This is a genomic window from Streptomyces sp. NPDC060205 (assembly GCF_042728395.1).
Classification (GTDB): Bacteria; Actinomycetota; Actinomycetes; order Streptomycetales; family Streptomycetaceae; genus Streptomyces.
In genome coordinates, this window is record NZ_JBHWZP010000003.1 from 21,136 (window position 1) to 34,410 (window position 13,275).

At 71.1% G+C, this 13,275-nt stretch carries 11 protein-coding genes; 2 read left to right on the forward strand and 9 right to left on the reverse strand.

The window, feature by feature from the left end; all coding sequences use genetic code 11:
* Window positions 1-5: 5 nt before the first annotated feature.
* The 6 genes from hydA to ACFWGJ_RS00970 form a co-directional block, all read right to left on the reverse strand.
* A complete protein-coding gene (hydA, locus tag ACFWGJ_RS00945) occupies window positions 6-1,409 on the reverse strand; it encodes a dihydropyrimidinase (protein ID WP_387320086.1) in 1,404 nt (467 codons plus the stop codon).
* Window positions 1,410-1,532: 123 nt separating this feature from the next.
* Complete coding sequence (locus ACFWGJ_RS00950) at window positions 1,533-2,375, reverse strand: nitrilase-related carbon-nitrogen hydrolase (protein ID WP_387320087.1); 843 nt, start codon at window positions 2,373-2,375, stop codon at window positions 1,533-1,535.
* A gap of 155 nt (window positions 2,376-2,530) precedes the next feature.
* Window positions 2,531-4,111 (reverse strand): PucR family transcriptional regulator, encoded by a 1,581-nt coding sequence (locus ACFWGJ_RS00955; RefSeq protein ID WP_387320088.1) that lies wholly within the window; start codon window positions 4,109-4,111, stop codon window positions 2,531-2,533.
* Window positions 4,112-4,189: 78 nt separating this feature from the next.
* Entirely contained in the window at window positions 4,190-5,482 is a 1,293-nt protein-coding gene (locus tag ACFWGJ_RS00960; protein WP_387320089.1) for an aspartate aminotransferase family protein, read from the reverse strand.
* Window positions 5,479-6,321, reverse strand: a complete 843-nt coding sequence (locus tag ACFWGJ_RS00965; RefSeq protein ID WP_387320090.1) for a nitrilase-related carbon-nitrogen hydrolase — start codon at window positions 6,319-6,321, stop codon at window positions 5,479-5,481. The genes ACFWGJ_RS00960 and ACFWGJ_RS00965 overlap by 4 nt, the downstream gene beginning before the upstream one ends.
* Window positions 6,322-6,488: 167 nt before the next feature.
* A complete protein-coding gene (locus ACFWGJ_RS00970; protein WP_387320091.1) occupies window positions 6,489-8,105 on the reverse strand; it encodes a hypothetical protein in 1,617 nt (538 codons plus the stop codon).
* A 219-nt stretch (window positions 8,106-8,324) separates the two neighbouring features.
* On the opposite strand from ACFWGJ_RS00970, the gene ACFWGJ_RS00975 reads away from it, so the two are divergent.
* On the forward strand, window positions 8,325-8,825 hold the full coding sequence (locus ACFWGJ_RS00975; RefSeq protein WP_387320092.1) for a hypothetical protein: 501 nt from the start codon (window positions 8,325-8,327) through the stop codon (window positions 8,823-8,825).
* Here the strand turns inward: ACFWGJ_RS00975 and ggt are convergent.
* Window positions 8,822-10,633, reverse strand: a complete 1,812-nt coding sequence (gene ggt / locus ACFWGJ_RS00980) for a gamma-glutamyltransferase (protein ID WP_387320093.1) — start codon at window positions 10,631-10,633, stop codon at window positions 8,822-8,824. The two genes, ACFWGJ_RS00975 and ggt, sit on opposite strands and share 4 nt — an antisense overlap.
* Window positions 10,634-10,737: 104 nt before the next feature.
* On the opposite strand from ggt, the gene ACFWGJ_RS00985 reads away from it, so the two are divergent.
* A complete protein-coding gene (locus tag ACFWGJ_RS00985; RefSeq protein WP_387320094.1) occupies window positions 10,738-11,496 on the forward strand; it encodes a hypothetical protein in 759 nt (252 codons plus the stop codon).
* Window positions 11,497-11,842: 346 nt separating this feature from the next.
* Here ACFWGJ_RS00985 and ACFWGJ_RS00990 read toward each other — a convergent pair whose 3' ends face one another.
* Together ACFWGJ_RS00990 and ACFWGJ_RS00995 are read right to left on the reverse strand one after the other, a co-directional pair.
* On the reverse strand, window positions 11,843-12,586 hold the full coding sequence (locus tag ACFWGJ_RS00990; protein WP_387320095.1) for an amino acid ABC transporter ATP-binding protein: 744 nt from the start codon (window positions 12,584-12,586) through the stop codon (window positions 11,843-11,845).
* Between the two features lie 127 nt (window positions 12,587-12,713).
* A complete protein-coding gene (locus ACFWGJ_RS00995; protein WP_387320096.1) occupies window positions 12,714-13,154 on the reverse strand; it encodes a DUF6278 family protein in 441 nt (146 codons plus the stop codon).
* Window positions 13,155-13,275: the final 121 nt, after the last annotated feature.

The window sequence follows — 13,275 nt, forward strand, 5'->3', positions numbered from 1 at the left end:
GGCAGTCACAGGAGGTACTGACAGGTGGAGCGGGGTGTGTACATGCCGTGCCCAGCGCGGCCGGTGAACTTCCGGTCGGTGATGACGTCCTCGCCGCGCGACAGGACCGTCTCGACGCGGCCGGTGGTGCGCCTGCCCTCGTACGCCGAGTAGTCGACGTTCATGTGGTGGGTCTCGGCGGACATGATCTGCTCGGCGTGCGGGTCGTAGATGACGACGTCCGCGTCGGCGCCCGGCGCGATCGTCCCCTTCTTCGGGTACAGGCCGAACATCCGGGCCGGGGTCGCGCAGGCGATCTCGATCCAGCGGCGGCGCGAGATGTGCCCGTCGACCACGGCCTGGTGCAGCAGGTCCATCCGGTTCTCGACGCCCGGCAGACCGTTGGGGATCTTCGAGAAGTCGCCCCGGCCCAGCTCCTTCTGGCCCGTGAAGCAGAAGGGGCAGTGGTCGGTGGAGACGACCTGGAGGTCGTTGGTGCGCAGGCCCCGCCACAGGGCGGCCTGGTGTTCCTTGGGCCGCAGCGGGGTCGAGCACACGTACTTCGCGCCCTCGAAGTCCGGCTCCGCGAGGTTGTCCGTCGACAGGAACAGGTACTGCGGACAGGTCTCGCCGAAGACGTTCAGGCCCTCGTCGCGGGCCCGTGCCAGTTCGGCGACGGCCTCCGTGGCCGAGACGTGCACGACGTACAGCGGGGCGCCCGCGACCTGGGCGAGCTTGATGGCGCGGTGGGTGGCCTCGGCTTCGAGGAGGGCCTTGCGGACCTCGCCGTGGTAGCGGGGGTCGGTCTCGCCCCGGGCGAGTGCCTGCTCCACGAGCACGTCGATCGCGATGCCGTTCTCGGCGTGCATCATGATCAGGCCGCCGTTCTCGGCGGAGCGCTGCATGGCGCGCAGGATCTGGCCGTCGTCGCTGTAGAAGACGCCGGGGTAGGCCATGAACTGCTTGAAGGAGGTGACGCCCTCCTCGACCAGCAGGTCCATCTCCTTGAGGGTGTCCTGGTTGACGTCGGAGACGATCATGTGGAAGCCGTAGTCGATGGCGCACTTGCCGTCGGCCTTGGCGTTCCAGGCGTCGAGGCCCTCGCGCAGGGAGCGGCCGACGCTCTGGACCGCGAAGTCGATGATCGTGGTCGTGCCGCCCCAGGCGGCGGCGCGGGTGCCGGTCTCGAAGGTGTCGGAGGCGAAGGTGCCGCCGAAGGGCAGCTCCATGTGGGTGTGGGCGTCGACTCCGCCCGGGATCACGTACTTGCCGGTGGCGTCGATGGTCCGCTCGGCGGTCCAGGCGTCCGCGGCGGAGGTGCCGGTTGCCGCGATCGCGGCGATGCGGGTGTCCTCGATGAGGACGTCCGCGTGCAGTTCGTCCGACGCGGTGATGACCAGACCACCGCGGATGACTGTACGGCTGCTCATGTGTTCCTCTCCTGTCTGTCCCGACGGGGACCCCCGGGGTGGGGCGGTCGACACAGTGCGGGTCGCGTGTGGCTGGTCGCGCAGTTCCCCGCGTCCCTTACGGGGCCCCGGCCGGGGAGACCTTCACGGGGCCGTCAGGGGCTCGTACGCGTCCGGGCGGCGGTCGCGGTAGAACTGCCAGCGGTCCCGGACCGTGCGGAGTTTGTCCATGTCCAGGTCGCGGACGACGAGTTCGGGCTCCTTGTCGCTCGCCACCTCCCCGACGAACTGTGCTTCCGGGTCCACGAAGTACGAGGTGCCGTAGAAGTCGTTGGAGCCCAGTTCCTCCACGCCCACACGGTTGATCGCGCCCACGAAGTACTCGTTGGCGACGGCCGCGGCCGGCTGCTCCAGCTGCCAGAGGTAGGCGGACAGACCGCGCGAGGTGGCCGAGGGGTTGAAGACGATCTCGGCCCCGGCGAGCCCCAGGGCGCGCCAGCCCTCCGGGAAGTGCCGGTCGTAGCAGATGTAGACGCCGACCTTGCCGACCGCGGTGTCGAAGACGGGCCAGCCGCTGTTGCCGGGACGGAAGTAGAACTTCTCCCAGAACCCCTCGACCTGCGGGATGTGGTGCTTGCGGTACTTGCCGAGGTACGAGCCGTCGGCGTCGATCACCGCCGAGGTGTTGTAGAGGACGCCGGGCTGCTCCTCCTCGTACATCGGCAGGACGAGGACGATGCCCAACTCGGCTGCCAGGGACTGGAATCTGCGGACGATGGGGCCCTCGGGGATCTGCTCGGCGTACTCGTAGAACGCCTTGTCCTGGACCTGGCAGAAGTACGGGCCGTAGAACAGCTCCTGGAAGCAGAGGACTTGAGCTCCCTGGGCTGCGGCGTCGCGGACCGCCTGCTCGTGGACCTGGATCATCGATTCCTTGTCGCCCGTCCATGCGGTCTGGAAGACGGCGGCGCGGATCACTCTGCTCATCGGGACCTCCGGTCGCTGGGTGTCCGGCGAGCTTAGGAAGCCGTAGGAGGGACTTTGAGTTGCAACGTGTCACGTCTGCGGGCGTGTGGCGTTCCACGGTGTCACCCTTGCCAAGGCCCATGTTTCACCACCGTTTTCCCAGGTCGTTGCATGTTTCAGCGTTGTTGCGCGTCGTGCGCGAGGAGGGCGATGTGGATGGAGGCGGCCTGTTCGAAGTCGTCGAGGTCGACCCCGAGCCGCGCCTCTATGGATTCGAGCCGCCGGTACAGCGCGGGCCGCGAGACATGGTGGAGCTGCGCGGTGCGCGACTTGTTGCGGCCGGTGGCCAGATACGTCCGCAGCACCGGCAGCAGCTCAGCCTCCGCGTCGGCGCCGCACAGCAGCCCGTCCAACTCCCTTTCCGCGAAGGACTGGACGTGCGGATCGTCGCGCAACAGCCGTACCAGCCCGCGCAGATGTACGTCCCGCAGCCGCACCACGGCCGGCAGATCCAGGTCGGCCGGGCTCTCGGCCACCGAGTCGGCCACGTGCCGGGCCTCGCGCAGCCCCGCGGGCACGTCGTCCCAGCCGGTGCGCGCGTCCGCGGCGGCGACGACGGCCGCGAGCTCCTGTCCGCCCGCGACACCGCCGTCCGGTTCCGTACGCAGCCGGGTGGCGAAGTGTGCGGCGAGGGCTTCGGCGTCCTGGTCCCTGGCGAGGCTCAGCAGGACGGCAGTGACCCCGTCCGCCAGTTCGGCGACGAGCCCGGGAAGGCCCAACAGCCGTAGCACGCGCGCCAGTCGGGCCGCTCCCGCGCCTCGTACGGCCAGGGGCACGAACGTCCGCCGGTTGACCGGCAGTCCGGCCGCGCGGGCCCTGGGCAGCAGGTGCCGGGCCGGTACGGCTCCCGAGACGAGGTCGGTGAGCAGGCTCTGCGCGGACTGCTCCTCCCAGGAGTGCGCGGGGCCGCCGAGCATCCGGTGCAGGACGAGCGCCTCGGCGGCGCGGTCGGCCAGGAGCCGCCCGGTGGCGGTGTCGCCGCGGTAGCCGCAGAGCACGATGCGGCCCCAGTGCTCGCCGCGTCCGCCCAGTTCGGCGCGGACCCAGCCGTCGCCCTCGCTGCCGCCCGCCTGCCGGGCGATCCGCTCCCAGTCGCGCAGCACGTCGTCGACGGCGGACCGCTCCCCCGCCGTGGCGAGGACCCGGTGGGCGAGGTTGGTGACGACCACCGGGCAGGCGCTGTGACCGGCGATCTCGTCAAGCAGCCGCTGCAGCGGGGCGCCGGCCGTGATGAGTCCGGTGAGCGCGGTCCGTACGGCCTCCGAGAGGCTGACGGCCGCGAACTTCCGCCGTACGAGCCGGGACTGGACCTCCTCGGTGAGTTCGGCGAAGGGGAACGGGCGGTGCAGGACCACCATCGGCAGCCCGCACCGCTCGGCGGCCCTGCGCATCACCTCGGGCGGCGCGGGAAAGGCCCGGCCGAGTCCGAGGACGACGGCCGAGGCCTCCGCGCGGTGCAGGGAGCGGATGTACTCGGCCTGCGCCTCCCGGTCGCCCGCGAGCAGCACACCGGTGGTGAGGACCATCTCGCCGCCGCTGAGCATCACCCCGACGTCGGCGGCCTCGGCGACGTGCACCCAGCGCACGGGCCGGTCGAGCTGGCCCGCGCCCGCCACCACCTCGGGCTCTCCGGCGAGCACCCGTTCCAGGGCGAGGATCTGCCGGACGGACAGGGCGGGTTCCGAGGCGGTCGTCATCAGGGCGAACCTTCAATCTCGCGGTGCCGAACACTCCTCGGAGCCGACGCCGGCCGGGGCTGACAGCGGCTCAGCGGCTCAGCGCCGCAGACCGCTCCGCAGGGCGCGCTCCAGCATCGCGGCGCCCTCCTCGGCCTCCGCGACGGTGAGGGACAGGGGCGGGGCGATCCGCAGGACGCTGGTGCTGTGACCGCCGCCCTTGCCGATCAGCAGGCCTTCCGCGCGGGCCGCTTCGAGCACGGCCGCCGCCGCGTCGGGATCGGCCTCGTCGGTGCCGGGCCTGACCAGCTCGACGCCGATCATGAGTCCGCGGCCCCGGACCTCCCGTACGCCCGGAAGCTGTTCGGCGACGGCGCGCAGTCGCTCGATGAGCAGTCCGCCGACCCTGCGGGCGTTGCCCTGGAGGTCGTGTTCCAGGAGGTACGTGAGGTTGGCGAGGCCCGCGGCCATGGTGACCTGGGTGCCGCCGAAGGTGGAGATGGAGTTGGCGTCGAGGCAGTTCATGATCTCGGCGCGGGCGACGACCCCGCCGATGGACATGCCGTTGCCGATGCCCTTGGCGAAGGTGAGGAGGTCGGGCGGGCCGTGCTGTCCGTGGGCCTGCCAGCCCCAGAAGTGGTCGCCGGTCCTGCCCCAGCCGGTCTGCACCTCGTCGGCGATCCACAGGATGCCGCGCGCGGCGAGGACCTCGCGGAACGCCGCGTACAGGCCGTCCGGCGGTGAGGTGAAGCCGCCGACGCCCTGGACGGGTTCGGCGATCAGGGCGGCGGGCGCGCGGACGTGCCCGAGCAGGTCCTCCAGGTCGGCGACGCAGGCTGCGACGAAGGCGGCGTCGTCGAGACCGGCGTACGGGCCGCGGGTGCGGACGCCGCCGTGCACGTACAGCGTCTGGAGGGGTGACAGGCTGGTCGGTGACCAGCCCTTGTTGCCGGTGATGCCGACCGCGCTGAACGAACGCCCGTGGTAGCTGTTGCGCATCGCCAGGATCTGGTTGCTGCGGCGGTACGCGGTGGCAAGGAGCAGCGCGGTGTCGTTGGCCTCGGTGCCCGAGGTGGTGAAGAAGACGCGCGCGTCCGGGATGCCCGACAGCTTCGCGATCCGCTCGGCCAGGTCGACCATCGGCCGGTTCAGGTAGAGCGTGGAGGAGTGGTTGATGCGTCCGGCCTGCTCGCTGACGGCCTTCGTGACCTCGGGCAGGGCGTGCGCGGTCATCGTGGTGAGGATGCCGCCGAAGAAGTCGAGGTACTTGGTGCCCGCGGCGTCCCAGACGTGGCGGCCCTCGCCGTGGGTGATCTCCATCGGGTTCGCGTAGTAGAGGGCGAGCCAGTCGGGCAGCACGGCCCGGTGACGGCCCAGCAGGTCCTCGGTCACGGCTGCACCAGCCCTTCGTACGCGTCGGGGCGGCGGTCCCGGTAGAACGCCCACTGCTGCCGCACTTCCTCGATCAGGTCCAGATCCAGGTCGCGGACGACGAGTTCCTCGCTCTTGTCGCTCGCGGGCTCGCCGACGAACTGGCCGCGCGGGTCGACGAAGTACGACGTCCCGTAGAAGTCGTTGTCCCCGTACTCCTCCTCGCCGACCCGGTTGATCGCGGCGATGAAGTACTCGTTGGCGACGGCCGCGGCCGGCTGCTCCAGCTGCCACAGGTGGGCGGACAGGCCGCGGGAGGTCGCCGAGGGGTTGTAGACGAGCTGGGCGCCGTTCAGGCCGAGCTGCCGCCAGCCCTCGGGGAAGTGGCGGTCGTAGCAGATGTAGACGCCGACCTTGCCGACCGCGGTGTCGAAGACGGGCCAGCCGAGGTTGCCCGGCTTGAAGTAGTACTTCTCCCAGAAGCCCTTGACCTGGGGGATGTGGTGCTTGCGGTACTTGCCGAGATACGTGCCGTCGGCGTCGATGACCGCGGCGGTGTTGAAGTAGAAGCCGGACTGTTCGACCTCGAAGACCGGGACCACGACGACCATGCCGGTCTCGCGGGCGAGCTCCCGCATCCGGGTGACGGTCGGTCCTTCCGGTACGGGTTCCGCCCAGCGGTAGTGCTCGGGTTCCTGGACCTGGCAGAAGTAGGGGGCGTTGAAGACTTCCTGGAATCCGATGATCTTCGCGCCCTGACGGGCCGCCTCGCGGGCGTGCTCCTCGTGCTTGGCGACCATGGATGCGGTGTCGCCGGTCCAGGTGGCCTGGACCAGAGCGGCGCGTACGACGTGGGCCATGAGCTGCTCCTTCGACGTGACGTCAGAGAGCTTCTACGCCCGTAGACACTGGGCGTAGAGCCCTGAAAGTAAGCCTCGGCGCTGCCCTGGGCAAGACCATCGTCGTTAACCGGCGGAGTCGATCATGTTTCACACCCCTGTGGGTGAGCGGGACGGCGTCCGGCGCCTCAGGCCGTGTAGCCGGCGACGCGCAGGGCGTGGATCAGATCCCAGTAGCGCTGCTCCGAGACCTCGCGCGCCGCCTCCAGGAGGAGCGGGGCGAGGAACTGCGGGTCGGCGTCGATGCTGCGGGCTGCTTCCTCGGGGGTGCGGACGCGGACGTACGCGTCCAGCAGCGCGCGGACCTCTCGGTGTCGCCCCTCCTCGACGAGGCCCAGGACCGCCTCGCCTATCTCGGGGGCGGGGCGTGCGACGCCCTGGCGCAGCATCTGCCGGCCGTCCGCGGTGCGTCCGGCGGCCACCAGCGCGTCGGCCGCGGCGACCAGCCGGTCGGCGGGCAGCGAGACCGCCTCCCACAGGAGGGAGGCCCAGTCGGCGTCGAGTCCGGCACGGTGCAGCTCGGCGGCGAGGAGCGGGAAGCGGGCGGCGGGCCAGTGCGCGGCCTCGACCAGCACGGCGTGCGCCTCGCCGGTCCGGCCTTCGCCCCGCAGCCGGACCAGCGTGGCGACGGTCTCGACGGTGGTCCGCCGCGCCTCGTCGTCCAACGGCTCGCGCCGCGGCGCCCGCTGCCCCCCGCTCGCCTCGACGCCTCCGGCGAACCGGGCGCCGCGGGGAGTGTGGTCCGCGGGCCGCGACACGCCCGGAACAGGGGGTACGGGGCTGCCCTCGCCCCCTGCCGTGCCCGCGTCCGCACCTGACCCCGTACCGGCGCCCGCGCCCGTGTGCGCAGCCATGTTCCCGTCCGTGTTCGCGTCCGTCATGCCGGCGAAACGGGCGCTGCCCCGCGCGCCTCCCCTCAGGCGGCGCTTGGAGCGCTGCTTGGGCGCGGGGGCTTCGGGAGGGGCAGGGTGCTCGGCGGCTCCGGACACCTCGGAAGCGTCATGCACGTCATGCGCGTCAGGCACCTCGGGGGCCTCGTGCGCGCCGGGGGCTTCGTGCAGGCCGGGACGGGCCGCCGCGTCCTGCCGTGCGGCCCGGTCCGCGGACGCGTCGCGCCAGAGGCCGGGCCAGTCGTCCTCGTCCGGCGCCGAACGCCGCACGCCCGGGCCGGCTGCCTGGCCGGGCGTGCGGACGGGGTCACGGCCGTCGTTCCCGCCCCCGGCGTGCGCGTCCCTCACGCGCCGGTCCAACGCGTCGATACGGGAGCGGATTTCGGCGCAACGGGCGGTCGCACGCTCGTGGTCGTCGCGGGCCCAGGCCAGATCGAGACGGAGGGAGTCGCCCTCCTCCTGGGTGGTGGCCGCGGGAAGCGAACGCCCCAGCTCCGAGAGCCGTTCGGCGGCGTAACGCTGTTCGCGGAGCATGACGTCGAGCCGGTCGCCGAGAGCATCACGGCCGCCGGGCCGGGCGTCGTACGCGGCGAGGGAGGCGGCGTGCAGGACCCTGGCCCGCTCGCTCTCCTGCGCCGCGGCCCGGTCGCCGTACTCGGCGCCCAGATCCTGGAGGATGGCCTCCACGACGTCCCAGGGCGGCACTTCCCAGCCGTCCAGGCAGGCCCGCATCCCGTCGGGGTCGCGCTGCCAGAACACACCGCACCAGCCGCCGCCCTGATCGAGCCGGGACAGCAGGCCGTTGAGGTAGTGCGCGAACTCCCGTACCTGGTCCGGGAGTTGTTCCACCGTCATTGCGTTCACCCCACGCCGGACCGGAGTACTCCAATCTGCCAGAAAACACCATTGGTGTTACGGAAACACTACGACGAGTTTTCGACCTGGACGCAGCGTGCGGTTACCACCCCGGAACGTGATGGGAGAATGAGGCGCCCTCAAAGGGCACGGGACGGCCCGAAAAGCCTCACCGACCCGCGGCACACGCCCCGTCCCATGCACCTAGGAGCTCCAGCGATGGCACGTCGACTTCCCATGGGGCCGCGTGTCGTGGCAGCCGCCGCGCTCGCGTTCTGTGCCGCCTGCACGACCGACGGGGCGGATGCCGCCCGCACCCCGGTGCCGACCGCGCCCAGCGCATCGGCGCCCGCGGCGGCACCGGGTCCCGCCCGGGACACGGTGAGTTCGCCGCCCGAGCTGGACGGCACCGGGACCACCGCCGGCCGTCGGGCCGAGACCCGTGGCGGCGGCACCCTCGCATTCCGCGCCGGCCAGAAGGGCGATGACCTGATCCTCGCCGTCCGGTGCCGGGGCAAGGGGGAGATCCAGGTCTCCGTGAAGCCGCTGAACGTCGACTTCACGGTGACCTGCGTTCCCGGTCGAACGACCACCGTCCACCACCAGGTCGGTGTCGCGGGAGCGGAGAGGAGGGGCAGCGTCTCGGTCACCGGCCCCTCCACCGTGCGCTGGTCCATGACGGTCGGCCGGGACGAGCCCGCCGGCCGAACGGACCTCTAGGGCGCGGGTCGCACCACCATCGCCGAACCGCCGCCCCTGCGTACGGTCTCCGCGGCTGCCAGCCATTTGCCGTTCGGGAGGCGTTGGACGCCGGTGGCCGCGCCGATCTCCGGGTTCTGCCGGAAGCCGTGGCCGATGCCTTCCAGCTGGGTCCTCAACGGGCTGTTCCACAGGCCCGGTTCGAGTTCGGTGGTCGTCTGGTTGCGCTGGCTGGCCCGCGGTGCGGCGATCGCGTCGACGAGCGGCAGGCCCCGGTCGAGGAAGCCCGTCAGGGTCTGCAGCACGGTCGTGACGATGGTCGCGCCACCGGGCGAGCCGAGCGCCACCACCGGCTTCGCGTGGCGGTCGAGGACGATCGTCGGCGAGATCGACGAGCGCGGGCGCTTGCCGGGCCCGGGCAGGTTCGGGTCGTGCACGGCCGGGCTCGCCGGGGCGAAGGAGAAGTCGGTCAGCTCGTTGTTCAGGATGAACCCGCGGCCCGGGACGGTGATCCCGCTGCCGCCGGTCTGCTCGATGGTGAGCGTGTAGGCGACGACGTTGCCCCACTTGTCGGCCGCCGTCAGATGGGTCGTGTTCTCGCCCTCGTACGTCGTCGGCGCGGCCTCGCCTCCACTGGCGCAGGCCGCCGGGTCGCGCGGGTCGCCGGGTGCCAGCGGGCTGGTGAGGACCGCGTCGTCCTTGATCAGGCACTCGCGCGAGTCGGCGAACCGCTGCGACAGCAGTTCCTTCGTCGGTACGTCCTCGAAGGCGGGGTCGCCCACCCAGCGGCCCCGGTCGGCGAAGGCGATCCGGCTCGCCTCGATGTACCGGTGCAGGTACTGGACGTCCGAGGCCTTCGAGAGGTCGGTGTTCTCCAGGATGTTGAGCGCCTCACCGACCGTGGTGCCACCGGAGGAGGAGGGCGCGATGGAGTAGACACCCAGACCGCGGTACGAGGTCTTCGTGGGCGCCTGCCGCTTCGCCCGGTACGTCGCCAGGTCCTTCAGCGTCAGGTCGCCGGGCCGGGCGTTGTATCCCGAAGCGGGGTCCACCGGCGGCTCGTTGACCGTGTCGACGATGTCCGCGGCCAGTTCGCCGCGGTACAGGGCGCTCACGCCCTTGCGGCCCAACTCCTGGTACGTACGGGCCAGATCGGGGTTCTTGAACGTCGAGCCGACCACCGGAAGCGCGCCGCCCGGCAGGAACAGGTCGGCCGTGTCGGGGAAGTTCCTGAACCGTGCCTCGTTGGACGCGGTCTGCGAGCGGAACGTGTCGTCGACGGTGAACCCGTCCCGCGCCAGCCGCTCCGCGGGCCGCAGCAGCGACCCGAGCCGCTTGCTGCCCCAACTGTCCAGCGCCGTCTGCCAGGTGGCCGGTGTGCCGGGCGTGCCCACGCCCAGGCCGCTGGTCACCGCGTCGGCGAACGGGATCGGCTGGCCGTTCTCCAGGAAGAGCCCCGAGTCGGCCGTCAGGGGCGCCGTCTCCCGCCCGTCGATCGTGTGCACCGTACGGGACCTGGCGTCGTAGTAGACGAAGTAGCCGCCTCCGCCGATGCCCGACGAGTACGGCTCGGTGACGCCGAGGGCCGCCGCCGTGGCGACGGCCGCGTCCACCGCGTTGCCGCCCTTGCGGAGGATCTCCACACCGGCGGCGGAGGCGTCCGCGTCGACGCTCGCGACGGCTCCGCCGTAGCCGACGGCCACCGGCACCTTCTCGGCCGGCTCCGACCCGTTCCCGCCGGTCCCCGAGGAGGGCGGTGCCGCCCCCACCGACACCACAGCGGCCGACACCGCCAGCACAGCAAGTCTCCGCGCGACCGAGCGCCCCATCAGTACCTCCAGTCAGCGATTCCCCGCGCAGCGTAACTTCCTCAACATGGCCGCGTCAGGTGCCTCTCGAACACGGATGCGCTTGCCCGCTAACATGCGCGCCCATGAATGACGACGTGCGCAACATCGTCCTCGGAGTGATCGCGGCGGGCCTCAGCGCCTCGCTGGGCTGGATCGCCCGGACCTACCTGTGGAAGCGCAAGCTCCGCCGCAAGCAGGCCTTCTTCGGGCTGCCCGACCACTCCGAGTCGCTGCTCGTGGTCAACCGCGACGCCGGCAGCCCCGATCTGGCCGTGCACCGCTACGACGTGTTCGCGCTCCTGGAGCTGTCCGCGCTCATCAAGGACTGCAACGCGCACGCCGACGTGATCACCCAGGACGCGGCCAGGCAGGGCTTCGGGGAGCGCACGGAGTTCTGTGTCGGCGGGCCGGGGTCCAACCGCCGTATGGCCGCCCATATGCAGGCCATGCTGCCGGGCGTGCGCGTGAACGTCGATCCGGAGCCGGGTCCGGACCGGCTGGCGTTCCAGATAGGCGCCGACCGTCACCGTATGCAGCCCGGGGTGGCCGAGTACGTCCTGCTCGCGCGGCTCACCGCGGGGCAGCAGGGGCCCAGCAGGCCCGTGTTCCTCTTCTGCGGGCAGCGCGCGATCACCAACCAGGCGGCGACCCGCTATCTGGCCCGCAACCACGAGCGGCTGTACCGCAAGCACGGCGACAGCTCCTTCGCGCTCCTTCTGAAGGTCGTGAACTCCCAGGCGTACGGGCCGGATGTCGTCGAGCTGGTCGCCGATGTCACCCGCGCCGCGCAGACCGCCCTGCCCGAGGGCGCCACCCGGACCACCCATCGTGCCGGGCAGTAGGGCGGTGGCGAGGGGAGCACAACCCGACCGGCGCAGCTGACCTTCTGCTCACCAGCGGCCGACGTACGTGTCGGTCCCGCTGCGCGAGCAGTGATCCCCGGCTGCCGCCGGACGGGCCATTGCCCCTCGCTACCGCGTGCCCGGCAGCAGCGTCCCTGGGTCGGCCGAGGCGCCTTCGACAGCCTCTGTCACCGCGGGGATGAACGACAAAGCGTAGTCGAGACCGGGCGCGGCCCGTCCCCCGGCATGGCGGAAGCCCTCACCGGCGCCGGGGCCCGCGGCCGACGCGGGGTCAGGGCGTGCACGTGCCGCACGTGCCGTACGGGTCATGGTCACGCTCCCCCGGTCAGTGTGTGAGGATCTTGGAGAGAAAATCCTTGGCACGGTCGCTGCGTGGGTCGGTGAAGAACTCCTCGGGGGTGCGGTCCTCGACGATGCGGCCGTCGGCCATGAAGACGACGCGGTCGGCCGCCGAACGCGCGAAGCCCATCTCGTGGGTGACGACGACCATCGTCATACCGTCGCGCGCGAGCTGCTGCATGACCTCCAGAACCTCGTTGATCATCTCCGGGTCGAGCGCCGACGTCGGCTCGTCGAACAGGAGGGCCTTGGGATCCATCGCGAGGGCGCGGGCGATGGCCACGCGCTGCTGCTGACCGCCGGAGAGCTGCGCCGGGTACTTCGGCGCCTGCGCGGCGAGTCCCACCCGGTCCAGCAGTTCGAGCGAGCGCTGGTCGGCCTGCGCCTTCTTCCGGCCGCGTACCTTCGTCTGCGCCAGTGAGACGTTCTGCAGGACCGTCTTGTGCGCGAAGAGGTTGAAGGACTGGAAGACCATCCCGATCTCGGCACGGAGTCTCGCGAGTTCCCTGCCCTCCTCGGCCAGCGGCTGTCCGTCCAGCCTGATCTCACCCGATGCGATGGGCTCCAGACGGTTGATCGCCCTGCAGAGGGTCGACTTGCCCGACCCCGAGGGGCCGATGACCACGACCACCTCCCCCTTGGCGACGGTGAGATCGATGTCCTGGAGGACATGCAGTTCCCCGAAGTACTTGTTGACGTGACGCAGCTCGATCAACGGATCGACGGCCATGCTCAGCCCTACCCACTCTCAGCAGTGTCGCGATTGCGGCAAACTATCCAGACGAGGATGGACTTAATACACGACACGCACTTTTCGGGCATTAGCCGTATTTACTCCGCCGGCGCAGGCCAGGGCTTCACGCCTCGGCGACCTCGGCGTACAGCTGAGAGAGTTCGGGAACTCCGCTGGCCGCCCAGTCGCGACCCGATACGACCACGTCGATCTCCCGGCCCGAGACCAGCCGCACCACCGGCCGGCCGTTCGGCCACACCTCCCAGAGCGCGCCCGGCACCGTACGCACGATGACCGTGCCGAGGTAGAGGCCGGCGTCGTTGCCGAGCCAGGGCAGGCTCTCCTCGTCGTCGCGCCAGCGTGGCAGCAGCTGGTCGAGCGCCTCCAACGAGGCGGCGGTGTCGTCCAGTTCGATCCCCGCCTGCTGGGCCTGGGAGCGCAGCAGTTCGCATTCGGAGAGCAGTTCGGCCACCCCCTCGTGGTCGGCCTCGCTGTCCGAGAAGACCGCGATCCCCTCGGCGGGACCCCGCTTCTTGCGCCAGTTGCCCAGGAAAGGGATGTTCATACACCCAGCCTTTCATCCGTATCGCCCACCGCACCACAGGGCGCGCGGAACGCCTGTTCCCGGGGAGTTCGCACGCAGTTCGGGCCTGCCTCATTGACGGGACCCTGTCGTCTCCTTAGCT